Here is a 25,881-nt window from a genome sequence, read left to right on the forward strand (position 1 = left end):
CCGAAGCACATCGGGCGGCCCGTGATCAGATTGGATGCTTAAGGATCGGTCGTCTCGACCGTTTCCTCGCTGCTGGCCCTGCCGGCCGGATTGGCCGGGGCTGCCGGCCGGGACATGCTGCCGTTCTTGCGCGGCAATTCCGCCGGTGCCACCACGCCCATCGAGACGATGTACTTGAGCGCGGCGTCGACGGTCATGTCGAGTTCGATGGTGTCGGCCTTGGGCATCATCAGGAAGAAGCCCGAGGTCGGATTCGGCGTGGTCGGCACGTAGACGCTGACGTATTCGCCCTGCAGGTGGTTCTGCACGTCGCCGCCGGGGCGCCCGGTCAGGAAGGCGATGGTCCACGAGCCCTCGCGCGGGTACTGCACCAGCAGCGCCTTGCGGAAGGCGTTGCCCGAGGACGACAGCAGCGTGTCCGAGACCTGCTTGACGCTGGTGTAGATCGGGCCCACCACCGGGATATGGCCCAGCAGCGCTTCCCACCAGCGCACCAGGCGCTGGCCGATGAAGTTATGCGCCAGCAGGCCGACCAGCAGGATCACCAGCAGCGTGAGGATGGCGCCCAGGCCCGTCACGCGCTTGCCGAACATCAGCCGGTCCGGGCGCCAGGCCTCGGGCAGCAGCGCCAGGCTCTGGTCCATCGTGCCGATGATCAGGCTGAGCACCCACAGCGTGATGCCCAGCGGCACCAGCACCAGCAGCCCGGTCAGGAACCAGGTTTTCAGGGCGGAAGTCTTCTTGGCAACCACGGGGCGGGTCCGGCTCAATGGCAGGCGCAGGCGCTGCCGCAGCCGCCGGCTGCCGCGGGCGTGGCCGAAGCGGACGAGGCAGGACTGGCCGGCGATTCAGCCGCCGCCGGGGTGCTGGCCGCCGCTGCAGCGGCGCCACCAGCGGCGCCGGTCGCTGCCGGCGCGCCGGCGCTGCCGCCGCGGAAGTCGGTCACGTACCAGCCCGAGCCCTTGAGCTGGAAACCAGCAGCGGTCAGCTGTTTCTTGAACGCGCCGGCGGTGCCGCACGACGGGCAGTCCGTCAGCGGGGCATCGCTCATTTTCTGCAGCACATCGCGCCCGTGGCCGCAGGCGTCGCAACGGTAGGCATAGATCGGCATGGTGTTATTTCGCGAGAAAACTTCGGAATTGGTACAAAGGCGGACATCGGCGCGGGCCATGGCGGCCGCGGGAAATTCCCGTGCGACGATGCAAAGCCTTGAATTATAAACCGTTCCGGGGCCGCCTGATCGCCGGAAATGAGGGGGTGGCAGACCCCGGGCCGTCAGGCGATATGCACTTCCTTGACCGGCGCGTGATCTGCAATCCACTGCGGCAGCAGTGAACCGATCACCATGCCGCTGATCGAGAACAGCAGGCCCACCATTTGCGGCGGCACCACGGCATCGGCAAAGGCCAGCTCGCAGGTCAGCCAGGAGGACAGGCCCAGCAGGATCGCCGCCAGCCCGCCCTGGCGGGTGGCGTGCTTCCAGAACATGCCGAAGGCCAATGGCACGAAGGACGAGACCAGGGTGACCTTATAGGCATTTTCGACCATATGGAAGATCGACAGGTGCGAGTTAAGTGCGAACAGCGTCACCAGCGCGGTGAATACCAGCACCACGGTCTGCATCACGCGCAGGAACTGCCGGTCGTCGAGGTGGCGGAAGTACGGGCGCAGGATGTTCTCGGCAAAGGTCACCGACGGCGCCAGCAGCGTGGCCGACGCGCAACTCTTGATCGCCGACAGCAGCGCGCCGAAGAACATCACCTGGGCGAACATCGGTGCGTGCTGCAGGATCAGCTTCGGCAGGATCAGCTGCGAATCGGTGTCGATGTACCTGGCCACCATGCCGGGGTCGATCAGCGTGGCCGAATACGCCAGGAACATCGGGATAAAGGCGAAGCAGAAGTACAGCACGCCGCCCAGCACTGAGGCGCGCCCGGCGATCTGCTCGGTGCGCGACGAGGTCACGCGCTGGAACACGTCCTGCTGCGGGATCGAGCCCAGCATCATGGTGAACAGCGCCGCCGCGAAGCCGATGATCTGTATGAAATCCAGCGACGGCAGGAACTCGAACTTGCCGGCCGCGGCCGCGTGCGACACCACCGCCGTGACGCCGCCGGCCTGGCCGCTGACCTCGTAGCCGATATAGAGCATGCCGATCACGATGATGATCATCTGGATGAAGTCGGTGATGGCCACCGACCACATTCCGCCGAACAGCGTATAGACCAGCACGCTGGCTGCGCCGATCATCATGCCGGCCTCCTGCGACAGCGCGCCGTCCGAGACGGTATAGAACACCAGCCCGAGCGCCTTGATCTGCGCCGCCACCCAGCCCAGGTAGGACACCACGATGCACAGCGTGGTCAGCACCTCGGCCAGCCGGCCATAGCGGTTGTGGTAGTAGTCGCCGATGGTCAGCAGGTTCATCCGGTACAGCGGCCGGGCGAAGAACAGGCCCACCAGGATCAGGCACAGCGACGAGCCGAAGGGGTCGGAGACCACGCCCGACAGGCCTTCCTTGAGGAATACGGCGGGGATGCCCAGCACCGTCTCCGAGCCGAACCAGGTGGCGAAGACGGTGGCGGTGACGATATGGAATGGCAGGCTGCGCCCGGCGACGGCGAAATCGGTGGTGTTGCGTACCCGCAGCGCCGCCCACAGGCCGATGCCGACCGAGATTACCCAGTAGATGATGACGAACCAGATCAGCATGCCGCTGCCCTATGCAGAAGTGCCCTTGTGGCGAGAAACCGAATGCCGGGCGGCGCATGAGTGCACGTTGCTTGCGCGCATCTGCCCGGAGTCCAATTCATCGGTCGGGGCCGCATATCGAGCTGCCTGGAGTTCTCGCGCTGGGCGGAAAACGCGGCCGGGGCTGCGGTCGTAGCCGAATCAAAACGCGGATTATAGCGACGCAGACCAGCGTGGACGAAAAAAATTCCCCGCTGGCGCAAATGCGCCACGCGGAGCATCGCCTGCGCCACAAGGGCTGGCCGGCGGCTGCTTCAGCCGGACCGGCGGCGCCAGACCTGCCAGCGCTCCTGCCCCTGGAACACCGGCAGCGGCGCGGCCGTGGGCCGGTCCTCAAGTCGCTCGAAGGCCGGTGCCAGCAGCGCGTCCAGCGCCTCGGCCGGCATCGCGAACGGCGGCCCGCCGCGGTTTTCGCCGAGGTAGAAGTAGCCGGCCAGCAGGCCGCCCGGCGGCAGCAGTTGCGCGACCCGGGCGGCATAGTCGGCCCGCATCGCCGGCGGCAGCGCGCACAGGAAGGCCCGTTCGTAGATCAGCTCGCACGGCGGCTGCGGCGTGAAGGCAAAGAAATCGCCCTGCTGCACCACTACCCCCGCCGGCCCCAGAGTTTGCCGCGCCGACGCCACCGCCTGCGGCGAGAAGTCGATTGCCGTCACCGGCCAGCCACGCTCGAACAGCCACGCGGCCTCCCAGCCGTTGCCACAGCCTGGCACCAGGGTCGGACATGGGGCACGGCCTTCAATGAACTGCCGGAATTCCTCGGGCACGCCGCCCTGGTCCCAGGGCGTGAAGCCCTGTTCGAAACGCTCGTCCCAGAATGCCGGGTCGGCGGCGTTGCGGGTGGCGAAGGTCGGCACGGGCTTGGCAGGGTCGCTCATGGTCACCTCAAAAATGGATCAGCCTGGGTGCGCTACCAGTAGCCCGCCCAGCCCAGCACATGCGTCAGCACGATGCCGGCGACAAAGCCGCCCAGCAACAGCAGCCCGGTGCCGAGCAGCCGGTTGGTGCGGCGCTGCTCCACCACCAGCATCGCCAGCAGCTTGTCCTGCTCGCCGTTGCTGGTCAGCGCGCGCCGCTCCAGGAACTGGTGCGCCAGGCGCGGGAAGTCGGGCAGCATCTTGGCCCACAGCGGCGCCTCCACCTTGACCCGCTCCCAGGCGCCCTTCCAGCCCACCTGCTCGTGCATCCAGCGTTCCAGGAAAGGCTTGGCGGTCTTCCACAGGTCCAGGTCGGGGTCGAGCTGGCGGCCCAGGCCTTCGATATTGAGCAGCGTCTTCTGCAGCAGCACCAGCTGCGGCTGGATCTCGACATTGAAGCGGCGCGAGGTCTGGAACAGGCGCATCAGCACCATGCCCAGCGAGATTTCCTTGAGCGGCTTGTCGAAGTACGGCTCGCAGCAGGCGCGCACGGCGCTTTCCAGCTCTTCGACACGGGTGTCTGGCGGCACCCAGCCGGACTCCACGTGCAGCAGTGCTACGCGGTGGTAGTCGCGCCGGAAGAAGGCGATGAAATTCTGCGCCAGGTAGTTCTTGTCGAACTCGGACAGCGCGCCGACGATGCCGAAGTCCAGCGCGATATAGCGGCCGAAGGTCTCGGGCTGCACCGACACCAGGATATTGCCCGGGTGCATGTCGGCATGGAAGAAGCCGTCGCGGAACACCTGGGTGAAGAAGATCTCGACACCCTCTTCCGCCAGCTGGTGCATGTCCACGCCGGCGGCCTTGAGCGACTCGGTGCGCGAGATCGGGATGCCGTGCATGCGCTCCATCACGAACACGGTGCTGCTGCACCAGTCCCAGAACACCTCGGGCACCAGCAGCAGGCTGGTGTCGGCAAAGTTGCGGCGCAGCTGGCTGGCATTGGCCGCCTCGATCATCAGGTCGAGTTCGTCGTGCAGATACTTGTCGAACTCGGCCACCACCTCGCGCGGCTTCAGGCGCTTGCCGTCGGCCCAGAAGCGTTCCAGCCAGGTGGCCATGTCGCGCATCAGCGCCAGGTCGCTGTCGATTACCGGCAGCATGCCCGGGCGCAGCACCTTCACCGCGACCTCGCGGCCGTGGCAGGGGCCGCCCTTGAGCGTGGCGAAGTGCACCTGTGCGATCGAGGCGCTGGCCACCGGCTGGTGCTCGAAGGTCTCGAACAGCTGGTCCAGCGGCCGCCCCAGCGCGCGCTCGATGATCTTCACCGCCACCACCGAATCGAACGGCGGCACCTGGTCCTGCAGCTTGGCCAGTTCGTCGGCAATGTCCGCCGGCATCAGGTCGCGCCGGGTCGACAGCACCTGGCCGAACTTGACGAAGATCGGGCCCAGCCGCGTCAGCGCCAGCCGCAGGCGCTCGCCGCGCGGCATCTCGAGCTTGCGCCCGATGGTGATGACGCGTACCAGGAAGCGGATCCTGCGGCTGCTGAAGCCCGAGAGCACCAGCTCGTCCAGGCCGTAATAGAGGATGACGAAGAGAATCTTGCCAAGGCGCAGGAGGCGGGTCATTCGGGAGTCTTCACAGGGCCGGGCAGGCAGTCATGTTGTTGGTGGATGGGATCGGGGCGCGGCCGGCTCAGCGGTGCGGCGACGGCAGCTTGCCGGACTGGCCCGACTGTCCGGAAGCCGGCGGCGGGCCGGCGCGCTCCAGCCGCTCCAGCCGTTTTTCGAGCCGGGCCAGGCTGTCGCGCAGCCGGCCCACGTCGGTGCCGAAGGCATCGAGCGCGGCGTGGCGCACCAGGGTCGGATGCTCGTCCAGCAGGTAGTCGGTGACGTTGTCGACCAGGGCGCGGCCCACGCGCGTGGCCTGCTCATGCACCTGGCGCGCGCCGTCGACCACGCGCTGCGCCACGCTGTCGCTCACCGGCCCGCCCAGGATGCCACGCAGCGCGCGCGACAGGTCTTCGGCGGCGTCCCAGCGCAGGTTGCGCGCCAGCGTCGAGATGGTGTTGGCCAGCTCGGCGTCGCCCTCGATGCGGACATGGCGCATGGCGGCGGCCTGGCCGCCTTCGGCCACGTCGGCGGCCACCAGCGGCCACTGCTGCACCGGCACACGCAGCGTCACCGCGGGCGCCTCGGCCTCGGGCGCTGGTTCGGTGCAGCCGTGCTCCGTCACCTTCAGCGACAGCACGAAGGCGGCCGCATCGAAGCGGATCACGCGCCCGGCAAACGGCGTGAGCTGGTTGCGGGCCCACGGCTCCTGCTCAAGCAGGTGGTTCAGCGCCGAGATGGCGGGCATGGCCAGGGCGGAAGGCAGAGTATTCATGACAGCGCGGTTGGCGGGCAGGCAGCGACGCCGCAGGTCGGGCGTCCCAAACAAAAAAAGGCCCACGCTTTCGCGTGGGCCTCCATTCTAAGCTACTCCCCCCGGCGCATCACCGCCGCGGGGTGCGGCATCAGGACTCTTGCTGGATGCCGGCCAGCAGCCAGCCGCCGGTGCCGCTGGCAGGCTTGGCCAGGTTCCAGACCTCGCCGAACGGCTGGGCCGCCTCGCCGGACTTCTCGCGGATCATGCCCGAGAAGCGCACGCTGGCGATATGCTGGGCCGCAGCCGACTCGATGCCGAGCAGCTGGGCTTCCAGCGTGACCACGTCGGTCTTGTTGACCTCGGCGCCGCGGTCGGCCAGGTCCATCTTGATCTCGGCGAACATCTCCGGCGTGGTGAACTCGCGGATGTCGTCCAGGTTGCCTGCATCCCACGCGGCCTGCAGGCGCACGAAATGAACCTTGGCGTTGCGCAGGAAGGCTTCGGTATCGAAGTCGGCCGGCACGCCCCACGGCTGCTGGGCCACCGCATCGGCCGCGACCGGGGCTGCCGATGCTGCCGGCAGTACCGTATTGGCGGCCGGGCCTGCCGGGCTACCCGAAGACACAGGCGTCGGCTCGCCGCGGAACATGGGCTCGGCGCTGCGGCCCAGGTTCGGCGCGTTGCCGGCGCCGGCGTAGGCCGGCTGCTGGGTGCGCTTGCTGCCGCCACGGAACTTGCGGATCAGCCAGATCGCGGCGAACGCCACCAGCGCGATCAGGATCAGATTGGACAGGAAGCTCAGTGCCGCCCCGCCCAGACCGAAGTGCGACAGAAGCCAGCCGATACCCAGGCCGGCGGCGATGCCGCCCAGGATGCCGCCCCAGTTGCGCTTGGGCGCCGCGGCCGCGGCCGCGCCGGCCGCACCGGCCGTTGCCGGAGCTGCCTGTTGTGCGGGCTGCTGCGCCTGCTGGGTCGGCGAAGTGGGCTGCGGCGCCTGCTGGCGCTGCGTGACCGACTCAGATTGCTTGCCGATGCTGCGCGAACCGCCCATGCGCTTGGCATTGGCGTCGAACATTACTCCCAAGGCAATCGCGGTGATCAGCGACCCAACCAGGAATTTCCCACGAAATGACGACATATTCTGCTATCCCCTGTCAGTTTCACCCTATATGCGGGCGAGGCATGGCGATTTCAAGTCTTCTTAATACTTGCGCCCGACGTGGAGCGCCACCACTCCGGCCGTCAGATTGAAGTATTCGACATTTTCCAGGCCGGCATGTTCCATCAAGCGTACAAGTGAAGCCTGGTCTGGATGCATTCTGATCGATTCCGCGAGATAGCGATAGCTGGGGGCATCCCCTGCCACCCGCTCACCCAGCCACGGCAGCACCTTGAAAGAATAGACGTCGTAGGCCTTCTCCAGGGGTTTCCACACCTTGGAGAACTCCAGCACCATGACCTTGCCGCCCGGCTTGACCACGCGGCGCATCTCGGCCAGCGCGGCATCCTTGTGCGTCATGTTGCGCAGGCCGAAGGCCACGGTCACCAGGTCGAAGTGGTTGTCCGGGAACGGAATGCGCTCGGCGTCGCACAGGCACACCGGGGTGACGATACCCTTGTTCAGCAGCCGGTCGCGGCCCACGCGCAGCATCGACTCGTTGATGTCGGTCAGCCAGACCTCTCCGGTCGGGCCGGCCTGCTTCGCGAACGCCTTGGCCAGGTCACCGGTGCCGCCGGCGATGTCCAGCACCTTGTGGCCGGGGCGCACGCCAGCCTGGGCGATGGTGAACATCTTCCAGAGCCGGTGCATGCCGCCCGACATCAGGTCGTTCATCACGTCGTACTTGCTCGCCACCGAATGGAACACGCCGGCAACCTTGTCGGCCTTTTCCGCTTCGTCGACCTTTTCAAACCCGAAGTGGGTTTCACTCATCTTTCAGACTCCAGGGTAATCGGTTCGGCGCGGCTCAGTGATGGCCGCAGCCGTGGCCGCCGGCAGCGCCGGCGGCGGGCATCGGGGTGTCGCGGTCGGCGCCGGCGGCTTCCAGGCGCTGCAGGTAGTCCTGCCAGAGCGCATCCTGGTTGTCGCCGAGGCGGTACAGCAGGTCCCAGGAATAGATGCCGGTATCGTGGCCGTCGGTAAAGCGGATCTGGATCGCGTAGTTGCCGACCGGCTCGACCGCGTTGACGCCCACCTCGCGCTTGCCGGTCTGCAGCACTTCCTGCCCCGGGCCGTGGCCCTGGACTTCAGCGGACGGCGAATACACGCGCAGCAGCTCGAACGGCAGCCGGAAGCTGCGGCCGTTGTCGAAGCCGATCTCCAGCACGCGGGATTGCGTATGGACGGTCAGCGCGGTGGGATGAGGGGTGTCTTTTTCCAGGCCTGCCATGATGATCGCGGCCCGGTTAGGGTCGCTCCTGAGGGGGTGATTGCCGCGCGATGCTGCCGGTACGGCACGGCATCACGCTTCGCATACGACCCGATAGCTTACCCCAGGCTCGCCGGCTTGCGCAGCCCGGGCCGCTTCCCCGTCCTGCGGCACGTAACGCAGGCGCCGTTGATGATAGGCCGCCACGGTGCTGCGGTGGGCAATACTGATGATGGCCGCCTGCGGCAGCGACTCCACCATCAGCCGGTACATGGCGCCTTCGGTTTCCTCGTCCAGCGCGCTGGTGGCTTCGTCCAGGAACAGGTAGTCCGGCTTCTGCAGCAGCGCGCGCGCGAAGGCCAGACGCTGCTGCTCGCCCGGCGAAAGCCGCAGCGCCCAGTTGTCGAACACGTCGAGCTGGTCCGCCAGCGCCGCCAGCCGCGCCTGGCGCAGCGCCGCCTGCAGCGCTTCCGCGCTATGCACGGTGCCGGCGTCCGGGTAAGCCAGCGCATCGGCCAGCGTGCCGATCGGCAGGTAGCTGCGCTGCGGCAGGAACAGCATGCGCGCGCCGTCGGGCATGGTCACGGTGCCGCTGCCGTACGGCCAGATCCCCGCCAGCGCGCGGAACAGCACGCTCTTGCCGCAGCCGGACGGGCCGCTGACCAGCCAGCGCTCGCCCGGCGCGACCGACAGCGAGAACGGCGCCACCAGCGGCCGCTGGCCCACGGCCGCGCTGCGCGCGGCGCGTACCGGCAGTGCCAGCGCCAGGCCGTCGATGGTGATGCCATTCTGCGGCTTGCCGGTATGTTCCACCTCGATATCGCGCACGCCGCCCGGCGCCAGGTCCTGGCGCTCGGCCACGCGGATCGCTTCCTGGAAATCGATCAGGCGGTTGGCGGCCGCCTTCCAGCCCACCAGCGTGGCGTAGCTGTCGACAAACCACGACAGCGCGCCCTGTACCTGGCCGAAGGCGGAGCTGGTCTGCATCAGGCCGCCGAGCGTCATCTTGCCGGCGAAGTAGCGCGGCGCCGCCACCAGGATCGGGAAGATGATGGCGAACTGCGCATAGCCGGAGCTGACAAAGGTCAGCCGCCGCGTATAGCGCATCAGCTGGTTCCAGTTGGCGCGGATGCGGTCGAAGCGCGCGCGCAGGCCGGCCTGCTCGGTGGGCTCGCCGCGGTACAGCGCCACCGGCTCGCTGTTCTCGCGCAGGCGCACCAGCGTGAAACGGAAATCCGCCTCATACTGCTCCTGCTGGAAGTTCAGGCCGATCAGCGGGCGGCCGACCACGTGCGCCACCAGCGAGCCGATCACCGCATAGCCCGCCGCGAACCACACCATATAGCCGGGGATGGTCCACTCGGTGCCGCCCAGCGCAAAGCTGATCGGCCCCGATACCGTCCACAGGATGCCGACGAAGGACAGCAGCGTCACCACCGAGTTGAGCAGCCCGAGCGACAACGACAGCGCGCCGTCCGTGAACAGGCGCAAATCGTCGGCGATACGCTGGTCGGGGTTATCGGTGGTGTGGGTCTGCTCGATGCGGTAATAGGCCTGGTGCCCGAGCCAGTGGCCCATGAAGCGGCCGGTCATCCAGGTACGCCAGCGCATCTGCAGCATCATGGTGTAGTACTGGCGCGAGATCGCCGCCACGATGAAGAACGCCGCGATCCACGAGAAGCGCAGCAGCAGCACCTTGAACGAGGCGTAGTCGCGCTGCTCCAGCGCGTTGTAGAACACGCGGTTCCACTCGTTGAGCAGCACGTTGATATAGACGATGCCGAGGTTGAGCACCACCACCAGCGCCAGCAGGCCAAGCCCGGCGAGGCGGTCCTCGGATTTCCAGTAAGGCTTGATCAGCGCCCACGTGGCAGCCATGCGCAGCCGGCTCTGGATCTTGAGGGCCCTGGCAGGGACGGCAGGGCCCGGTACGGTGACTGAGGTCGGAGTGGAGGACATAGCGGCAGTGCTTGGCCCGTCAGCGGATGCCGGCCGGGCTTGTTGTTCTGGATACCGTGGCGGCAGGCCACGGCGGCAACAGCATTCAGACGGTCACGGCCAGGCGTGGGTTCCGCGCGCCCCTCAGGCGTCGCCGGCTTCGAGCAGCGAAAGCGCCGTACGCAGCGCCGGCAACCGGCTGGCCAGCTCCTGCACGCGCACGGCATCCGCCGCGCGCTGCGGCGCGGCCCAGATTGCCTCGGGGAAATGGGTGTCCCAGCGGTAGCGCGGGATGATGTGCCAGTGCAGGTGCGGCACCATATTGCCAAAGGCCGCCAGGTTGACCTTGTCCGGCGCCATGACCTCGCGCACCACCCGTTCGACACGTGCGACCAGCCGCATCAGCCAGGCCTGGTCGGCATCCTCCAGGTCGCTCAGCTCGGCCACGTGATCGTTCCAGACGATGCGGCAGAAGCCCGGGAAACGGTCATGCTCGACCAGGATCAGCCGGGCGCGGTCGCCCATCCAGACCAGTTCGCCGCCGTCGGTCTCGCACAAGGGGCAGTTGGGTACGCGTGCCATCGTCGAGATTTAAACCAGCACCCGCTCGATACCGCCGGCGTTCGCCTTCGCGACGTACTCCGGCATCCAGTTTTCCCCAAGCAGATGCTTCGCCATCTCGATCACGATGTAATCCGCCTGCACCGTGGCATCTTCCTTGTAGCGCGACAGCCCCTGCAGGCACGACGGGCAGCTGGTCAGGATCTTGACGTCGCCGGTGAAGCCGTCGGCGCGCAGCTTGTCGGCGCCCTTGGTCATTTCCTCTTCCTTGCGGAAGCGGACCTGCGTCGAGATATCCGGACGCGTCACCGCCAGCGTGCCCGACTCGCCGCAGCAGCGCTCGTTCTTCTCGATCTTGCCCAGGCCGGTGTTGCCGCCCATCAGGTCATTGACCAGCTTGGTCGGGTCCATGGTCTTGATCGGGGTGTGGCAGGGATCGTGGTACATGTAGCGGGTACCGGTCACGCCTTCCAGCTTCACGCCCTTCTCGAGCAGGTATTCATGGATGTCGATGATGCGGCAGCCCGGGAAGATCTTGTCGAATTCATAGCCGGCGAGCTGGTCGTAGCAGGTGCCGCAGCTGACCACCACGGTCTTGATGTCGAGGTAGTTCAGCGTGTTGGCCACGCGGTGGAACAGCACGCGGTTGTCGGTGACGATCTTCTCGGCCTTGTCGTACTGGCCGTTGCCGCGCTGCGGATAGCCGCAGCACAGGTAGCCCGGCGGCAGCACGGTCTGCACGCCCACGTGCCACAGCATCGCCTGCGTGGCCAGGCCCACCTGCGAGAACAGCCGCTCCGAGCCGCAGCCGGGGAAGTAGAACACCGCTTCCGTTTCCGGCGTGGTCGCCTTCGGGTCGCGGATGATCGGCACGATCTCGTTGTCCTCGATGTCGAGCAGCGCGCGCGCGGTCTTCTTGGGCAGGTTGCCCGGCATCTTCTTGTTGATGAAGTGGATCACCTGCTCGCGCACCGGCGCCTTGCCCACGGTCGCGGGCGGATGCGCGGTCTGCTTCTTGGCGAATTTCTTCAGCACGTCATTGCCGAGGCGCTGCGCCTTGTAGCCCCAGTCGATCATGACCTTGCGGGTCAGGTTGATGGTCTCGGGGTTGGTGGCGTTGAGGAAGAACATCGACGCCGCGGTGCCGGGGTTGAACTTCTTCTGCCCCATCTTGCGCAGCAGGTTGCGCATGTTCATCGACACGTCGCCGAAGTCGATCTTGACCGGGCACGGCGTCACGCACTTGTGGCACACGGTGCAGTGGTCGGCCACGTCCGAGAACTCGTCCCAGTGCTTGACCGAGATGCCGCGGCGGGTCTGCTCTTCGTACAGGAAGGCCTCGACCAGCAGCGAGGTCGCCAGGATCTTGTTGCGCGGGCTGTACAGCAGGTTGGCGCGCGGCACGTGCGTGGCGCACACCGGCTTGCACTTGCCGCAGCGCAGGCAGTCCTTGACGCTCTCGGCAATCGCGCCGATATCGCTCTGCTGCATGATGATCGACTCATGCCCCATCAGGCCGAACGACGGCGTGTAGGCATTGCGCAGGTCGGCGCCGGGCAGCAGCTTGCCCTTGTTGAAGCGCCCTTGCGGATCGACCTTCAGCTTGTAGGCGCGGAAGTCGCCGATCTCTTCCTCGGTCAGGAATTCCAGCTTGGTGATGCCGATGCCGTGCTCGCCCGAGATCACGCCGTCGAGCGACCGCGCCAGGTCCATGATACGGGCCACCGCGCGATGCGCGTCCTGCAGCATGTCGTAGTCGTCGGAGTTGACCGGGATATTGGTGTGCACGTTGCCGTCGCCGGCGTGCATGTGCAGCGCCACGAAGACGCGGCCGCGCAGCACCTGCTTGTGGATCTTCTGGGCTTCGTCCAGGATCGGCTTGAACTCGCCGCCGTTGAAGATCTTGCGCAATTCGGCGCGGATCTCCGCCTTCCAGGACACGCGGATGGTGCGGTCCTGCAGCAGGTGGAACACGGTGGCATCAGGCTGATGCTGCAGGCGCGCATCGAACTCCTGCCCCAGCAGTCCCAGCCCGTGCCCGATCAGCGAGGCCTTGGCCTGCGTCAGCGGCACGTCCATGTGGTCCTGCAGGTAACGCCAGCGCGCGCGGATCTCGCGCAGCAGCGTCAGCGCGTGCTGCACGCGGTCTTCCAGCAGCTCGGCGCTGGGGATCTCGTTGGCGTCGTCGCTGCGGCCCAGCGGCAGGTTGCCGCGCGCGAAGAACGCTTCGAGCGTGTCGACCAGCTTGAGCTTGCTCTTGATCGACAGCTCGATATTGATGCGCTCGATGCCGTCGGTGTACTCGCCCATCCGGTTCAGCGGGATCACCACGTCTTCGTTGATCTTGAAGGCGTTGGTGTGCTTGGCGATGGCGGCGGTCCGCGAACGGTCCAGCCAGAACTTCTTGCGCGCCTCGGGGCTGACGGCGATAAAGCCTTCGCCGCTCTTGCCGTTGGCCATGCGGATCACTTCCGAGGTGGCGCGCGCCACGGCGTCTTCATCGTCGCCGACGATATCGCCGATCAGCACCATCTTCGGGAAGGCGTTGCGCTTGCTCTTGGTGGCGTAGCCGACCGCGCGCAGGTAGCGCTCGTCCAGGTGCTCCAGGCCGGCCAGGATGGCGCCGCCGGGCTTCTTGGTCTCGGCGTCGAGGAAGTCCTTGATCTCGACGATGCTGGGGATCGCGTCGCGCGCCTGGCCGAAGAACTCCAGGCAGACCGTGCGGATGAATTTCGGCATGCGGTGCAGGATCCAGCGCGCGCTGGTGATGATGCCGTCGCAGCCTTCCTTCTGCACGCCGGGCAGGCCGGCCAGGAACTTGTCGGTGACGTCCTTGCCCAGGCCTTCCTTGCGGAACTTGCGGCCCTCGATGGCCAGCGTCTCGGTGCGCAGCACCTTCTCGCCCGGGGCGCGGTTGCCGTCCGACCATTTCAGTTCGAAGGTGGCCACCGGCACGTCGTGGATCTTGCCCAGGTTGTGGTCCAGCCGGGTGATCTCCAGCCAGTTGCCTTCCGGATCCACCATGCGCCACCAGGCCAGGTTGTCCAGCGCGGTGCCCCACAGCACGGCCTTCTTGCCGCCCGCGTTCATGGCCACGTTGCCGCCGATGCACGAGGCATCGATCGAGGTCGGGTCGACCGCGAACACCAGGCCTGCCTTGTCGGCAGCGTCGGCCACGCGGCGCGTCACCACGCCGGCGCCGGAGAAGATGGTCGCGACCTTGTGCGACACGCCCGGCAGGTCGGTTTGCTCCACCGGCCCGAGCTGCTCCAGCTTCTCGGTATTGATCACCGCGCTCATCGGCGTCAGCGGCACGGCGCCGCCGGTATAGCCGGTGCCGCCCCCGCGCGGAATGATGGTCAGGCCCAGTTCGAAGCAGCCCTTGACCAGCCCGGCGATCTCTTCCTCGGTATCGGGCGTCAGCACCACGAACGGGTATTCCACGCGCCAGTCGGTGGCGTCGGTCACGTGCGACACGCGCGACAGGCCATCGAACTTGATGTTGTCCTTCTGCGTGACCTTGCCCAGCACGCGCTGCGCGCGCTTGCGCAGGTCGTAGGCCGCGGCGAATTCGTTCTTGAAGTCCTCGATCGCCTGCTTGGCGAAGGCGACCAGCTGCTCCACGCGGTGCGAACGGTCCTCGGCGGCGGGCTCGGCGTGCTCGGCACGGTCGGCGGCGCGGCGCTTCTCGATCTCGTTCAGGCGGTGGTGCAGCGCGCTGACCAGCATCTGGCGGCGCTTGGGATTTTCCAGCAGGTCGTCCTGCAGGTAGGGATTGCGGCGGACCACCCAGATATCGCCCAGCACCTCGTACAGCATGCGGGCCGAGCGGCCGGTGCGGCGCTCGCTGCGCAGCTCGTCCAGGATGCGCCAGGCTTCCTCGCCCAGCAGGCGGATGACAATCTCGCGGTCCGAGAAGGACGTGTAGTTATAAGGGATTTCACGCAGGCGCGGCGGGGCGTCCTGCGCGGCGAGCTTGGCGTCGAGCACGAGTGGGGCGTTCATTGGGGGACCGCTTCCTGCTGCGCACGGGGACTGTGCGCGAATCGTTCATTAAAGGGCGATTGTACTTCAACCCCTGCTTTCGCCGCACCGCAACATAGAGGAATCCTTGTCGGAACAAGGGATTAGGCGGCTTTCTGGCCTGGCAATGGCGCCCCACGGTGGTGCCGGCAACGCACCGGATCAGAACCAGGCCTTGAACGTTTGCGCAATGTTCTGCCAAAAACTGTCCGGGATCCAAAGCAGGCTGGCGGTCATGAACAGATAGCGGATGAACTTGCCGACCGCCATCCAGGCCAGGCTGGGCCAGAAGGAGAGGCGCAGCCAGCCGGCTAAAGTGCACAAAGGATCACCAATGCCGGGCAACCACGAGAACAGCAGCGTAGGCGGCCCAAGCCGGCGCATCCACCGGAAGTAGCGCGCGTCGAGCTTGGGCTTGGGCGGTTTGCGCGCGTGCTCGCGGTGCTCCAGGTGCTCACGGTCGTGCTCGCGCGCCCGGCGCCGCTTGTGGTAGCGCACCAGCGCCAGCTTGGCGGCATAGCCCAGCCACCAGTCGATGGCGCCGCCCACGGTGTTGCCGGCAGTGGCCACCACGATCGCCGGCCAGAACATCTGCGGGTTGAGCTTGACGTAGCCGAACACCGCCGGCTCCGAGCCCAGCGGCAGCAGCGTGGCCGAGATCAGGCTGACCACAAAGATCGCGGGCAGGCCCACCTTGGGCAGGGCAATGGTTTCGAACAGCCAGTCGAAGAAGGCTTCCATGTCAGGGTGAGCAAGGGGGCCGGGCCATTCTAGCAGCGGCCCTGCCAGGACCCCGCCCCGCGAATGGGGAGCGGGCAAACCACATGGCACCTGTGCTGGATTTGTGATTAACTGTTAGAGCCTGTTGTGGCCAATCGTTCGCCGGCCGCAGCATTCGCGCCAGCATTGAAGCCGCTCGCCGCGTGCGCTGGCGCACCTACAGCAGTTGTAGCGGCAGCACCAATATCACGAATTAGCCGTCCTATAGCCGTCTTAAGCGGCAGTACCGCGTCGTGGCCAGTCCCACGCAGTTCTTTCGGGATTTCGGGCAATTGGTCATGCGCGTCCACCCCACATGGAGACAAGCATGGCGATTCCGATCCGCCTGACGGTCAACGGCAAGTCCGTTGACGCGCAGGTAGAACCCAACACCCTCCTGGTCCAGTTCCTGCGCGAACAATTGCGCCTGACCGGCACCCACGTCGGCTGCGACACCGCGCAGTGCGGCGCCTGCACGGTCCACCTGGATGGCCGGGCGGTCAAGTCGTGCAATATCCTCGCGGTCCAGGCCGACGGCGCCGCCGTGACCACCATTGAGGGCCTCGCCGCTCCCGGCACGCTGCACCCGATGCAGGAAGCCTTCCGCGAATGCCACGGCCTGCAATGCGGCTTCTGCACGCCCGGCATGGTGATGAGCGCCACCGCGCTGGTGCGGGAACACCCCGGCGCCGACGCCGCCACCATCCGCGCCCACCTGGAAGGCAACCTGTGCCGCTGCACGGGCTACCACAACATCGTGCGCGCAGTGCAGCAGGGCCAGGCGGCCATGCAGGGCACCGCCGCCAGCGCTGAATAAGGGGGACCGGCCATGAACGCACCCGAAAGCCAGCGCCTGGTAGGCGCGCCGGTCAAGCGCAAGGAAGACTATCGCTTCCTGACCGGCAACGGCCAGTACACCGACGACATGGTGCTGCCGCAGCAAAGCTACGCGTACTTCCTGCGCTCGCCGCACGCGCATGCGCGCATCCGCTCGATCGACAAGACCGAGGCCCTGGCCGCGCCCGGCGTGATCGCCGTGCTGACCGGCGACGAGCTGGCGGCCGACAAGGTCGGCGGCCTGCCCTGCGGCTGGCTGATCCACAGCATCGACGGCTCGCCGATGAAGGAGCCGCCGCACCCGGTGATTGCCCACGACAAGGTGCGCCACGTCGGCGACCAGGTCGCGCTGGTCATCGCCGAGACCCTGCAGCAGGCGCGTGACGCGGCAGAGAAGATCGACGTCGACTATGAAGAGCTGCCCGCCGTGGTCAGCGCCGCGGATGCCGCCAAGGCGTCCACCCTGGTGCATGACGACGTGCCCGCCAACACCTGCTACACCTGGGGCCACGGCGACAAGGCCGCCACCGACGCCGCCTTTGCCAAGGCCGCGCACGTGACCACGCTGGACATCGTCAACAACCGGCTGATCCCCAACGCGATCGAGCCGCGCGCGGTCAATGCCAGCTACACGCGCCAGGACGACAGCTACACCGTCTACGTGGCCAACCAGAACCCGCACGTCGAACGCCTGCTGATGGGCGCGTTCGTGCTGGGGCTACCCGAATCGCGCCTGCGCATCATCGCACCGGACGTGGGCGGCGGCTTCGGCTCCAAGATCTTCCTGTACCCGGAAGACGTGGCGCTGACCTGGGCCTCGAAGAAGATCGGGCGCCCGGTCAAGTGGACCGCGGACCGCTCCGAGTCTTTCCTGACCGATGCCCACGGCCGCGACCACGTGACCAGGGCCGAGCTGGCGCTCGACGCCGACGGCAAGTTCCTGGCGATGCGGGTGCATACCACCGCCAATATGGGCGCCTACCTGTCGACCTTCGCCAGCAGCGTGCCCACCATCCTGTATGCAACGCTGCTGGCGGGCCAGTACGCCACGCCCGCGATCTACGCCGAGGTGCAGTCGGTCTTCACCAACACCGCGCCGGTGGATGCCTATCGCGGCGCCGGCCGGCCCGAGGCCACCTATGTGGTCGAGCGCCTGGTAGAAACCGCCGCGCACGAGATGAAGATCGACCCGGCCGAGCTGCGCCGCAAGAATTTCATCCGCCAGTTCCCGTACGCCACGCCGGTGGGCCTGACCTACGACACCGGCGACTACGAGCCGTGCCTCGCGCGCGCGCAGGAGCTGGCCGACGTCAAGGGCTTCCCGGCCCGGCGCGACGAAGCGAAGCAGCGCGGCAAGCTGCGCGGCCTGGGCTATTCCTGCTATATCGAGGCCTGCGGGCTGGCGCCGTCGAATATCGCCGGCGCGCTGGGCGCGCGCGCGGGGCTGTTCGAGGTGGGCGAGATCCGCGTGCACCCGACCGGCACCGTGACCGTGTTCACCGGCTCGCACAGCCATGGCCAGGGGCACGAGACCACCTTCGCGCAGGTGGTCGCCGACCGGCTCGGGCTGCAGCTGGACCAGGTCGAGATCGTGCACGGCGACACCGGCCGGGTGCCGTTCGGCATGGGCACCTATGGCTCGCGCTCGCTGGCGGTGGGCGGCTCGGCCATCGTCAAGGCGCTCGACAAGATCGAGGCCAAGGCCAAGAAGATCGCCGCGCACCTGCTGGAAGCCGCCGACACCGACATCGAGTTCAGCAACGGCGTGTTCCGCGTGGCCGGCACCGACCGCACCAAGACCTTCGGCGAAGTCGCGCTCTCCGCCTACGTGCCGCACAACTATCCGCTCGACAAGCTGGAGCCGGGCCTGAACGAAAACGCGTTCTACGACCCGACCAACTTCACCTACCCGTCCGGCGCCTATGTGTGCGAGGTGGAAGTCGATCCCGATACCGGCGAGTCGCAGGTGGTCAAGTTCACCGCGGTGGACGACTTCGGCAACATCATCAACCCGATGATCGTCGAAGGCCAGGTCCATGGCGGCATCGGCCAGGGGCTGGGCCAGGCCATGCTGGAGCAGTGCGTCTACGACAACGACAGCGGCCAGTTGCTGACCGGCTCGTACATGGACTACGCCATGCCGCGCGCCGGCGACCTGCCCGACTTCACCGTCGAGACCGCCACCGGCACGCCCTGCACCCACAACCCGCTGGGCGTGAAGGGCTGCGGCGAGGCCGGCGCGATCGGCTCGCCGCCGGCGTTCATCAACGCGCTGGTGGATGCGCTCAGCCCGCTGGGCGTGAAGGACATCCAGATGCCCGCCACGCCGCACCGGGTCTGGCAGGCCATCCAGGCCGCCCGGCCGTGACCCACGCACACCGCAAAGGAAACCGACATGTACGCATTCAATTTTGAACGCGCCGCGGATGCCAAGGCGGCCGTGGCCACGCTCAGGGCCGATCCCGACGCCAAGTTCCTCGGCGGCGGCCAGAGCCTGCTGGCCGCGATGAAACTGCGGCTGGCCGCGCCCTCCGTGCTGGTGGACGTGGCGCGTATTCCCGGCATGGCCGAGATCCGCGTCGAAGGCAATGAGATCGTGGTCGGCGGCGCCGCGCGCCATGCCGATGTGGCCGAGCATGCCGAGGTGCGCCGGCGCATCCCGGCGCTGGCGGCACTGGCCGGCGGCATCGGCGACCGCCAGGTGCGCGCCATGGGCACCATCGGCGGCGCGCTCGCCAATGACGATCCCGCTGCCGACTATCCCGCGGGTGTGCTGGGGCTCGGGGCGACCGTGGTCACCGACCGCCGCACCATCGCCGCCGACGACTTCTTCAAGGGCCTCTATGAGACCGCGCTGGAACCGGACGAGCTGATCACCGCGGTGCGCTTCCCGATCCCGGAGCAGGCGGCCTACGCCAAGTTCCGCAACCCGGCCTCGCGCTTCGCGCTGGTGGGCGTGATGGTGGCGCGCACCGGCAACACGGTGCGCGTGGCGGTGACAGGCGCGGCCGACAGCGTGTTCCGCTGCCAGCCGCTGGAGCAGGCGCTGTCGGCCGCCTTCACCGCGCAGGCGGCGCGTGGGGTGAAGGTCGATGCGTCGACGCTGAATGCCGACCTGCATGCGTCGGCGGAGTACCGGGCGCATCTGATCCCGGTGCTGGCGGCAAGGGCAGTGGAGGCAGCGGCGAAGGGGTAGCGCTTCGCCGCCGCTTGTTGTCTCCCCTCTCCCGCACGGCGGGAGAGGGGAGCAAACCGCCGGCGCTTTTGTGGCGTTGGCACACAAGATTGCTCATGCTTCCCACCTCCATCGACGACACCATCGCCCAGCTGGAACGCCAGCAATACTTCGCCGACCGCGAGACCGCCACGGTGCTCTATCTCGCCCTGCGCATGCAGCGGCCGCTGTTCCTGGAAGGCGAGCCCGGCGTCGGCAAGACCGCCATGGCGCAAGCGATGGCGGGCGTGCTCGGCACGCGGCTGCTGCGGCTGCAATGCTATGAAGGGCTGGACGCCGCCAGCGCGCTGTACGAATGGGACTACCCGCGCCAGATCATGGCGCTGCGCCTGGCCGAGGCGCGCGGCGAGCGGCCCGAGGCGCAGTCGCTGTACCACGATGACTACCTGCTCAAGCGCCCGCTGCTGGAATCCCTGCTGCCCGACCCCGCCGCGCCCGACGTGCCGCGCGTGCTGCTGATCGATGAGATCGACCGCGCCGACGAGCCCTTCGAAGCGTTCCTGCTGGAGGTGCTGTCCGAATTCCAGGTGTCGATCCCCGAGATCGGCGTGATCCGCGCCGAGCGCCCGCCGCTGATCGTGATCACCTCCAACCGCACCCGCGAAGTCCACGACGCCCTCAAGCGCCGCTGCCTGTACCAGTGGATGGGATACCCCGAGCGCGACCGCGAACTGCAGATCGTGGCCGCGCGCGCCCCCGAGGCCGCCGCGGCGCTGCAGGCCCAGGCCATCGACTTTATCCACCGGCTGCGCGGCATCGACCTGTTCAAGGCGCCGGGCATCGCCGAGGCCATCGACTGGTGCCGCGCGCTGTCCGCGCTGGGCGCGACCGAGCTCGATCCGCAGTCCGTGCGCGACACGCTGGGCGTGCTGCTCAAGTACCAGGACGACCTGGCGCGCGTGGACGGCCCCACCGTGGCCGAGCTGCTGGCGGGTGCCACGCCGGGAGGCTGAAGATGGCCACGCTGCACGCCGCCGCACGGCCCGCCGCACCGGCCCTGCCGGTGCTGGCGCGCAACGTCACGCACTTCATGCGGCTGTTGCGCGACGGCGGCTTCGCGCTGTCGCCGGCCCATGCTGTCGATGCCTTGGAGGCGCTGCGCCATATCGATATCGGCCAGCGCGACGAGGTACGCGCCGCGCTGGCGGCGCTGGTGCTGTCCGGCCCCGACCAGCGCCCGCTGTTCGATGCCGCCTTCGACCTGTTCTGGCGCGATCCCGACTGGGAAGGCAAGCTGCGCGCGCTGCTGCTGCCGCGCGTCGACAGCGGCGCGCCGCCACCGAAACGCAGCAACCGGCTGGCCGATGCCCTGGCCGCGCGCCAGCCCGAAGCGCAGTCACGTCCCGCACAGGCCGAAGCCGAGCGCATCCACGTGCCGCTGACCTTCTCCGACCAGGAACGCCTGGCGCAGCGCGACTTTGAAACCCTGACCGCGCAGGAATGGCGCGCGCTGCAGCACCTGGTGCGCACGCGCCGCGCCCACCTGGCCTTGCAGCGCACCCGCCGCCTGCGCGCCGCCACTTGTGGCACCCATGCCGACCTGCGCGCCAGCGCGCGCCTGGCGGTGCGCCAGCATGGCGAGTGGCTGCGCTGGAAATTCCGCAAGCACGCCGAGCGCAAGCCGCCGGTGGTGCTGCTGCTCGACATCTCCGGCTCGATGAGCCAGTACTCGCGCGCGGTGCTGTACTTCTGCCATGCGCTGATGCAGTCGCGCGAGCGGCTGTCGGTATTCCTGTTCGGCACGCGGCTGACCAACATCACGCGCTCGCTGCGCGAACGCGACCCCGACGAGGCCGTCGCGCTGATCACCGGCCAGGTGCGCGACTGGGCCGGCGGCACCCGCATCGGCGCGGCGCTGGCCAGCTTCAACCGCCATTGGGCGCGGCGCACGCTGTCCGGGCGCGCCACCGTACTGCTGGTCACCGACGGCCTGGACCACGAGCATATCGACCTGCTCGGCGACGAAATGGCACGGCTGCGCCGCTTTGCGCACCGCATCGTCTGGCTCAACCCGCTGCTGCGCTACCCCGGCTTCACCCCGCAGGCGCGTGGCGTGCAAGCCATCCTGCCGCACGTGGACGCACTGCGCCCGGCCCATAACCTGGACAGCCTGCTGGCGCTCGAGACGCTGCTGTCCGACCATGGCGGCCCGCCCCGGGCCGCCACCCCTGCCCTCGCCAGGCACAACAAGGAAGCCCCGCCATGGAAATGAACCAGAGCCAGCGCCTGCCGGTCCCGCAGCAGGTGGCATGGGAAGCGCTCAACGACACCGAGCTGCTCAAGCACTGCATCCCGGGATGTGAGAGTATCGAGCCCGACGGCGACAACGCGTACCAGCTGGCCCTGACGGCCGCGGTGGGCCCGGTCAAGGCGCGCTTCAAGGGCCGCATGGCACTGGAAGACATCCAGGCCCCCGACAGCTACACCATCCGTTTCGATGGCCAGGGTGGCGCGGCGGGATTCGGCAAGGGCAGCGCCCAGGTCCGGCTGGAAGCAGACGGTGACGAGACCGTGCTGACCTACACCGTCAACGCCCACGTGGGGGGCAAGATCGCACAGATCGGCTCGCGGCTGGTGGACGCCGCGGCGCGCAAGATGGCAGACACCTTCTTTGCGCGCTTCACCGAGGCCGTCACCCCTGACGCCACCGACGAAACGCCAGCGGCCGAGGGCGCCCCCGCCGCGGCCGCCGGCGACAATGAACCAACAGAGGAACCGAAGCGGAAACGATCATGGACAGCGTGGATCTCGAAGTCCTGAAGAACAGCGTGCAGTGGCAGCAGCAAGGCCATCGCGTGCTGCTGGTCACGGTAGTGCGGACCTGGGGCTCGTCGCCCCGGCCCGAAGGCGCGATGCTGGCCGTGCGCGACGACGGCCTGGTGGTGGGCTCGGTCTCGGGCGGCTGCATCGAGGACGACATCATCGACCGCGTGCGCCGGCAGGGCATCACCGCCGACCACCCGGAAGCGATCAAGTACGGCATCAGCGCCGAGGAAGCCCACCGCTTCGGGCTGCCGTGCGGCGGCACCATCGAGCTGGTGACCGAACCGCTGACCCCAGCCAGCGGCATCGCCGAGCTGCTCGATGCCGTTGAGAACGGCCGCCTGGTCGCGCGCACGCTCGACATGGCCACCGGCACCGCCACGCTGGGCCCGGCCAACGCCACCGACGGCCTGGTGTTCGACGGCAAGACCCTGCTGACCATCCACGGCCCGCGCTACCGCATGCTGGTGATCGGCGCCGGGCAGCTGTCCAAGTACCTGTGCCAGATCGCCGTGGGCCTGGGCTTCCAGGTCACCGTGTGCGACCCGCGCGAGGAATACACCGAGACCTGGGACATCCCCGGCGTGACCATGGTGCGCACCATGCCCGACGACACCGTCACCGACATGAAGCTGGACGAGCGCTGCGCCGTGATCGCGCTCACGCACGACCCCAAGCTGGACGACCTGGCGCTGATGGAAGCGCTGCGCACCCGCGCCTTCTACGTGGGCGCGCTGGGTTCGCGCCGCAACAACCAGGCGCGCCGCGAACGGCTCAAGGAATTCGACCTGACCGAGCTGCAGCTGGCGCGGCTGCATGGCCCCGTGGGCATCTACATCGGCAGCCGCACGCCGCCCGAGATCGCCATCTCGATCCTGGCCGAGGTGATCGCGGCCAGGAACCACGTATCGCTGCCCGACATCCTGCAGGTGGAAGGCGCCAAGGCCGCACGCGAGATGGCTGCCGGCACCGGCAGCAGCTGCGACGTCGCGCCCGATCCCACCTGACGACCTCGCAAGTGCCGCCATGACTGCCGCCCCCAACGCTCCCCTGCTCCGCACCGACCTGCCCACCGGCATCCTGCTGGCCGCAGGCTACGGCCACCGCTTCGACGCCGCCGGCAAACGCAACAAGCTGCTGGAGGTGCTGCCCGGCGGCCGCTCCGTGGCCTGGCGCAGCGCCCGCACGCTGGCCGCGGCGCTGCCGGAATCGATCGCCGTCATTCGTCCGGGCAACCCGGCACTGGCGGAGGAACTGCGCCGCGGCGGCTGCCGCGTGCTCGAGTCGCCCGACGCCGAAGCCGGCATGGGCGCTGCCCTGCGTGCTGCCGTGGCCGCCACGCCCGAAGCGCGCGGCTGGGTGGTGGCGCTGGCGGACATGCCCTGGCTGCCGATGGAACTGATCCGGGCGGTGGCATTGACGATCACCGCGCCGGACACCATCGCCGCCCCTTGGCGCAACGGGCAACGTGGGCATCCGGTGGGTTTTGGCGCAGCCTGGCGCGAGGAATTGCTGAAGCTGGATGGCGATGAGGGCGCGCGGGCGTTGCTGAAGGACAAGCCTGTGACGCGGATCCTGACCGAGGATGAAGGGGCGTTTCGGGATATTGATACGCCCGGGGATCTGAAGTGACCCCCACCAACCTCACCCGATCCCCTCCGCCAGCTCGCTCGTCTTCACCGCCATGATGAAATCATTCCGGTGCAAGCCCTTGATCTTCTTGGTCCGCCACGACACCGTGGCATGCCCCCAGCCAAAGCTGATCTCGGGATGATGCCCCTGCGTCTCGGCCAGTTGCCCGACGCCGTTCACGAACGCCAGCGCCTGCGCGAAATTGCCGAAGGTGAAACGCCGTTCGATCCGCGTCGCGCTATCGACCAGCTCCCATCCCGGCGCCTGCTGCAATAGCATCTCGGCTTCAGCCGGCGTCAGCGGCGGCACGCCGCCACGGCAAGGCGTGCACGATTGCGCTGCCAGGTCTTCGCTCATGGTCATGCTCCCCGACCGGAAGAACAGCCCGCGCCTCAGGCCCCTTCGGTCTCAGTCAGTGCGCGCAGGAACTCGCTGCTCCACCAGTGCACATCCTGCGCGCGGATGCGCTCCAGCAATTTCTGATGCCGCTGCTGGCGCTCGGCCAGCGGCATGTGCAGCGCCTGCTGGATCGCCTGCGCGGTGGCGCGCGTGTCGTACGGATTGACCAGCAGCGCCTCGCGCAGTTGCTCGGCGGCGCCGGCAAAGCGCGACAGCACCAGCACCCCCGGGTCCTCGGGGTCCTGCGCGGCGATGAACTCCTTGGCCACCAGGTTCATGCCGTCGCGCAGCGGCGTCACCAGCGCCACGCGGCTGGCGCGGCACAGGCCGGGCAGCCGCTTGCGCGCGGTGGTGCGGTGGATATAGCGCACCGGCATCCAGTCCAGCTCACCGAACTCGCCATTGATGGAGCCGCTCAGCTGTTCCATCTCGCGGCGCAGGTCGACGTAGGCATCGACCGACTCGCGCGAGGGCGCGGCGATCTGCACCAGCGTTGCGCTCGAGCGGTTCTCTGGGTACTCGGCCAGCAGCCGGTAGAACGCCTTGAGCCGCTGCGGCAGGCCCTTGGAATAGTCGAGCCGGTCGATGCCAAGCAGCAGCCGGCGGCGCGCGTACTGCGCGCACATCATCTCGTAGGTTTCCTGCGCGTCCGCGCCGCGGCCCAGCTCCATGAACTCGTCGACGTCGATGCCGATCGGGAAGGCCTGCGCCCGCACCGTGCGGTGGAAGGCGCGGTAGCGGTGCTCGCCCATCGGCTCGGCCTGCGCTTCGGCCTGCACATAGCGCGAGAAGTGCTCGACATCCGCATGGCTCTGGAAGCCGAGCAGGTCGTAGGCAAACAGTGCGCGCATCAGCCACTCGTGCTGCGGGATGGCGGCCAGGATCAGCGGCGGCGGCAGCGGTACATGCAGGAAGAAGCCGATCTTCTGCCCGCAGCCAATCGCGCGCAACTCTGACGCCAGCGGGATCAGGTGGTAGTCATGGATCCAGATGATGTCGTCGGGCTGCAGCAGCGGCGCCAGCTTGCGCGCGAACAGCTGGTTCACGCGCCGGTATCCGTTCAGGAAATTGGAGTCGAAGTCCGCAAGGTCCAGCCGGTAGTGGAATACCGGCCACAGCACGCCGTTGCTGTAGCCCAGGTAATAGGCGTCGTGGTCCTCGCGGCTCAGGTCGACGGTGGCCAGCGTCACGTTGCCGGCCTGCTGCAGATGCAGGTCGCCTTCACCGGGCGTGCCGCCCTGGGCGGTTTCCAGCGCCTTGCCGCTCCACCCGAACCACATGCCGCCGGTCTGGCGCAGGGCTTCGGATAGCGCCACGGCGAGGCCGCCCGCCGCCACGTTGCGGGGATCGGCGACCCGGTTGGATACCGCTACAAGTCTTGGCATATGTT

The 25,881-nt window shown here is 67.8% G+C and carries 23 protein-coding genes; 8 read left to right on the top strand and 15 right to left on the bottom strand.

From position 1 onward, the window contains the following. Nucleotides 1-38: 38 nt before the first annotated feature. The 13 genes from AC3WQZ_RS13720 to AC3WQZ_RS13780 form a co-directional block, all read right to left on the bottom strand. Nucleotides 39-752: a DUF502 domain-containing protein gene (locus AC3WQZ_RS13720; RefSeq protein ID WP_010813937.1), complete on the bottom strand. Its 714-nt coding sequence runs from the start codon at nucleotides 750-752 to the stop codon at nucleotides 39-41. Between the two features lie 14 nt (nucleotides 753-766). After that, nucleotides 767-1,111, bottom strand: a complete 345-nt coding sequence (locus AC3WQZ_RS13725; RefSeq protein WP_010813938.1) for an FmdB family zinc ribbon protein — start codon at nucleotides 1,109-1,111, stop codon at nucleotides 767-769. A 164-nt stretch (nucleotides 1,112-1,275) separates the two neighbouring features. Beyond that, nucleotides 1,276-2,712 carry a high affinity choline transporter 1 gene (locus tag AC3WQZ_RS13730; protein ID WP_010813939.1) on the bottom strand — a complete coding sequence of 479 codons (1,437 nt, stop codon included), beginning with the start codon at nucleotides 2,710-2,712 and terminating at the stop codon, nucleotides 1,276-1,278. 293 nt (nucleotides 2,713-3,005) lie between these two features. After that, a complete protein-coding gene (locus AC3WQZ_RS13735) occupies nucleotides 3,006-3,626 on the bottom strand; it encodes a methyltransferase domain-containing protein (RefSeq protein WP_010813940.1) in 621 nt (206 codons plus the stop codon). A 32-nt stretch (nucleotides 3,627-3,658) separates the two neighbouring features. Then, the gene (gene ubiB / locus AC3WQZ_RS13740) at nucleotides 3,659-5,236 is read right to left on the bottom strand and encodes a ubiquinone biosynthesis regulatory protein kinase UbiB (RefSeq protein WP_010813941.1); all 1,578 of its coding nucleotides are present in this window, start codon (nucleotides 5,234-5,236) and stop codon (nucleotides 3,659-3,661) included. A 67-nt stretch (nucleotides 5,237-5,303) separates the two neighbouring features. Continuing rightward, nucleotides 5,304-5,993 (bottom strand): ubiquinone biosynthesis accessory factor UbiJ, encoded by a 690-nt coding sequence (locus AC3WQZ_RS13745; protein WP_041687137.1) that lies wholly within the window; start codon nucleotides 5,991-5,993, stop codon nucleotides 5,304-5,306. A gap of 130 nt (nucleotides 5,994-6,123) precedes the next feature. Further along, entirely contained in the window at nucleotides 6,124-7,113 is a 990-nt protein-coding gene (locus tag AC3WQZ_RS13750) for a Tim44 domain-containing protein (protein ID WP_011614522.1), read from the bottom strand. Between the two features lie 63 nt (nucleotides 7,114-7,176). Next, nucleotides 7,177-7,908 (bottom strand): bifunctional demethylmenaquinone methyltransferase/2-methoxy-6-polyprenyl-1,4-benzoquinol methylase UbiE, encoded by a 732-nt coding sequence (gene ubiE / locus AC3WQZ_RS13755; protein ID WP_010814445.1) that lies wholly within the window; start codon nucleotides 7,906-7,908, stop codon nucleotides 7,177-7,179. Between the two features lie 34 nt (nucleotides 7,909-7,942). Continuing rightward, on the bottom strand, nucleotides 7,943-8,365 hold the full coding sequence (locus AC3WQZ_RS13760; protein WP_011614521.1) for a gamma-butyrobetaine hydroxylase family protein: 423 nt from the start codon (nucleotides 8,363-8,365) through the stop codon (nucleotides 7,943-7,945). Between the two features lie 72 nt (nucleotides 8,366-8,437). Beyond that, a complete protein-coding gene (locus AC3WQZ_RS13765; protein ID WP_011614520.1) occupies nucleotides 8,438-10,303 on the bottom strand; it encodes an ABC transporter ATP-binding protein/permease in 1,866 nt (621 codons plus the stop codon). A 123-nt stretch (nucleotides 10,304-10,426) separates the two neighbouring features. Then, nucleotides 10,427-10,864: an HIT family protein gene (locus tag AC3WQZ_RS13770; RefSeq protein ID WP_011614519.1), complete on the bottom strand. Its 438-nt coding sequence runs from the start codon at nucleotides 10,862-10,864 to the stop codon at nucleotides 10,427-10,429. Between the two features lie 9 nt (nucleotides 10,865-10,873). Beyond that, complete coding sequence (locus AC3WQZ_RS13775) at nucleotides 10,874-14,848, bottom strand: DUF3683 domain-containing protein (protein WP_011614518.1); 3,975 nt, start codon at nucleotides 14,846-14,848, stop codon at nucleotides 10,874-10,876. A 180-nt stretch (nucleotides 14,849-15,028) separates the two neighbouring features. Next, on the bottom strand, nucleotides 15,029-15,607 hold the full coding sequence (locus AC3WQZ_RS13780; RefSeq protein WP_011614517.1) for a YqaA family protein: 579 nt from the start codon (nucleotides 15,605-15,607) through the stop codon (nucleotides 15,029-15,031). A 346-nt stretch (nucleotides 15,608-15,953) separates the two neighbouring features. Between AC3WQZ_RS13780 and AC3WQZ_RS13785 the strand changes: the two genes are divergently transcribed. From AC3WQZ_RS13785 to AC3WQZ_RS13820, 8 genes are all read left to right on the top strand, one after another. Continuing rightward, complete coding sequence (locus AC3WQZ_RS13785; protein ID WP_492300737.1) at nucleotides 15,954-16,442, top strand: (2Fe-2S)-binding protein; 489 nt, start codon at nucleotides 15,954-15,956, stop codon at nucleotides 16,440-16,442. Between the two features lie 12 nt (nucleotides 16,443-16,454). Further along, nucleotides 16,455-18,830 (top strand): xanthine dehydrogenase family protein molybdopterin-binding subunit, encoded by a 2,376-nt coding sequence (locus tag AC3WQZ_RS13790; protein ID WP_492300739.1) that lies wholly within the window; start codon nucleotides 16,455-16,457, stop codon nucleotides 18,828-18,830. A gap of 27 nt (nucleotides 18,831-18,857) precedes the next feature. After that, nucleotides 18,858-19,658: an FAD binding domain-containing protein gene (locus AC3WQZ_RS13795; RefSeq protein ID WP_010814437.1), complete on the top strand. Its 801-nt coding sequence runs from the start codon at nucleotides 18,858-18,860 to the stop codon at nucleotides 19,656-19,658. 95 nt (nucleotides 19,659-19,753) lie between these two features. Next, complete coding sequence (locus tag AC3WQZ_RS13800) at nucleotides 19,754-20,650, top strand: AAA family ATPase (RefSeq protein ID WP_010814436.1); 897 nt, start codon at nucleotides 19,754-19,756, stop codon at nucleotides 20,648-20,650. 2 nt (nucleotides 20,651-20,652) lie between these two features. Next, nucleotides 20,653-21,909 (top strand): vWA domain-containing protein, encoded by a 1,257-nt coding sequence (locus AC3WQZ_RS13805; RefSeq protein ID WP_010814435.1) that lies wholly within the window; start codon nucleotides 20,653-20,655, stop codon nucleotides 21,907-21,909. Then, nucleotides 21,900-22,457, top strand: coding sequence for an SRPBCC family protein (locus AC3WQZ_RS13810; protein WP_492300741.1), 558 nt, complete (start codon nucleotides 21,900-21,902; stop codon nucleotides 22,455-22,457). The genes AC3WQZ_RS13805 and AC3WQZ_RS13810 overlap by 10 nt, the downstream gene beginning before the upstream one ends. Continuing rightward, the gene (locus AC3WQZ_RS13815; protein ID WP_010814433.1) at nucleotides 22,430-23,467 is read left to right on the top strand and encodes an XdhC family protein; all 1,038 of its coding nucleotides are present in this window, start codon (nucleotides 22,430-22,432) and stop codon (nucleotides 23,465-23,467) included. Before AC3WQZ_RS13810 ends, AC3WQZ_RS13815 begins: the two co-directional genes overlap by 28 nt. Before the next feature lie 19 nt (nucleotides 23,468-23,486). Beyond that, complete coding sequence (locus AC3WQZ_RS13820; RefSeq protein ID WP_454749223.1) at nucleotides 23,487-24,092, top strand: nucleotidyltransferase family protein; 606 nt, start codon at nucleotides 23,487-23,489, stop codon at nucleotides 24,090-24,092. Between the two features lie 12 nt (nucleotides 24,093-24,104). Here AC3WQZ_RS13820 and AC3WQZ_RS13825 read toward each other — a convergent pair whose 3' ends face one another. Together AC3WQZ_RS13825 and otsA are read right to left on the bottom strand one after the other, a co-directional pair. After that, a complete protein-coding gene (locus AC3WQZ_RS13825; protein ID WP_010814431.1) occupies nucleotides 24,105-24,449 on the bottom strand; it encodes a 4a-hydroxytetrahydrobiopterin dehydratase in 345 nt (114 codons plus the stop codon). A gap of 35 nt (nucleotides 24,450-24,484) precedes the next feature. After that, nucleotides 24,485-25,876 carry an alpha,alpha-trehalose-phosphate synthase (UDP-forming) gene (otsA, locus tag AC3WQZ_RS13830; protein ID WP_010814430.1) on the bottom strand — a complete coding sequence of 464 codons (1,392 nt, stop codon included), beginning with the start codon at nucleotides 25,874-25,876 and terminating at the stop codon, nucleotides 24,485-24,487. Nucleotides 25,877-25,881 lie beyond the last annotated feature (5 nt).

It is taken from the genome of Cupriavidus sp. FW305-26, assembly GCF_058787975.1.

Excerpts from the sequence above, each read along its gene's own strand:
- AC3WQZ_RS13725 (WP_010813938.1), bottom strand. The coding sequence starts at position 1,111 with ATGCCGATCTATGCCTACCGTTGCGACGCCTGCGGCCACGGGCGCGAT.
- AC3WQZ_RS13730 (WP_010813939.1), bottom strand. The coding sequence starts at position 2,712 with ATGCTGATCTGGTTCGTCATCATCTACTGGGTAATCTCGGTCGGCATC.
- AC3WQZ_RS13735 (WP_010813940.1), bottom strand. The coding sequence starts at position 3,626 with ATGAGCGACCCTGCCAAGCCCGTGCCGACCTTCGCCACCCGCAACGCC.
- ubiB (WP_010813941.1), bottom strand. The coding sequence starts at position 5,236 with ATGACCCGCCTCCTGCGCCTTGGCAAGATTCTCTTCGTCATCCTCTAT.
- AC3WQZ_RS13745 (WP_041687137.1), bottom strand. The coding sequence starts at position 5,993 with ATGAATACTCTGCCTTCCGCCCTGGCCATGCCCGCCATCTCGGCGCTG.
- AC3WQZ_RS13750 (WP_011614522.1), bottom strand. The coding sequence starts at position 7,113 with ATGTCGTCATTTCGTGGGAAATTCCTGGTTGGGTCGCTGATCACCGCG.
- ubiE (WP_010814445.1), bottom strand. The coding sequence starts at position 7,908 with ATGAGTGAAACCCACTTCGGGTTTGAAAAGGTCGACGAAGCGGAAAAG.
- AC3WQZ_RS13760 (WP_011614521.1), bottom strand. The coding sequence starts at position 8,365 with ATGGCAGGCCTGGAAAAAGACACCCCTCATCCCACCGCGCTGACCGTC.
- AC3WQZ_RS13765 (WP_011614520.1), bottom strand. The coding sequence starts at position 10,303 with ATGTCCTCCACTCCGACCTCAGTCACCGTACCGGGCCCTGCCGTCCCT.
- AC3WQZ_RS13770 (WP_011614519.1), bottom strand. The coding sequence starts at position 10,864 with ATGGCACGCGTACCCAACTGCCCCTTGTGCGAGACCGACGGCGGCGAA.
- AC3WQZ_RS13775 (WP_011614518.1), bottom strand. The coding sequence starts at position 14,848 with ATGAACGCCCCACTCGTGCTCGACGCCAAGCTCGCCGCGCAGGACGCC.
- AC3WQZ_RS13780 (WP_011614517.1), bottom strand. The coding sequence starts at position 15,607 with ATGGAAGCCTTCTTCGACTGGCTGTTCGAAACCATTGCCCTGCCCAAG.
- AC3WQZ_RS13785 (WP_492300737.1), top strand. The coding sequence starts at position 15,954 with ATGGCGATTCCGATCCGCCTGACGGTCAACGGCAAGTCCGTTGACGCG.
- AC3WQZ_RS13790 (WP_492300739.1), top strand. The coding sequence starts at position 16,455 with ATGAACGCACCCGAAAGCCAGCGCCTGGTAGGCGCGCCGGTCAAGCGC.
- AC3WQZ_RS13795 (WP_010814437.1), top strand. The coding sequence starts at position 18,858 with ATGTACGCATTCAATTTTGAACGCGCCGCGGATGCCAAGGCGGCCGTG.
- AC3WQZ_RS13800 (WP_010814436.1), top strand. The coding sequence starts at position 19,754 with ATGCTTCCCACCTCCATCGACGACACCATCGCCCAGCTGGAACGCCAG.
- AC3WQZ_RS13805 (WP_010814435.1), top strand. The coding sequence starts at position 20,653 with ATGGCCACGCTGCACGCCGCCGCACGGCCCGCCGCACCGGCCCTGCCG.
- AC3WQZ_RS13810 (WP_492300741.1), top strand. The coding sequence starts at position 21,900 with ATGGAAATGAACCAGAGCCAGCGCCTGCCGGTCCCGCAGCAGGTGGCA.
- AC3WQZ_RS13815 (WP_010814433.1), top strand. The coding sequence starts at position 22,430 with ATGGACAGCGTGGATCTCGAAGTCCTGAAGAACAGCGTGCAGTGGCAG.
- AC3WQZ_RS13820 (WP_454749223.1), top strand. The coding sequence starts at position 23,487 with ATGACTGCCGCCCCCAACGCTCCCCTGCTCCGCACCGACCTGCCCACC.
- AC3WQZ_RS13825 (WP_010814431.1), bottom strand. The coding sequence starts at position 24,449 with ATGAGCGAAGACCTGGCAGCGCAATCGTGCACGCCTTGCCGTGGCGGC.
- otsA (WP_010814430.1), bottom strand. The coding sequence starts at position 25,876 with ATGCCAAGACTTGTAGCGGTATCCAACCGGGTCGCCGATCCCCGCAAC.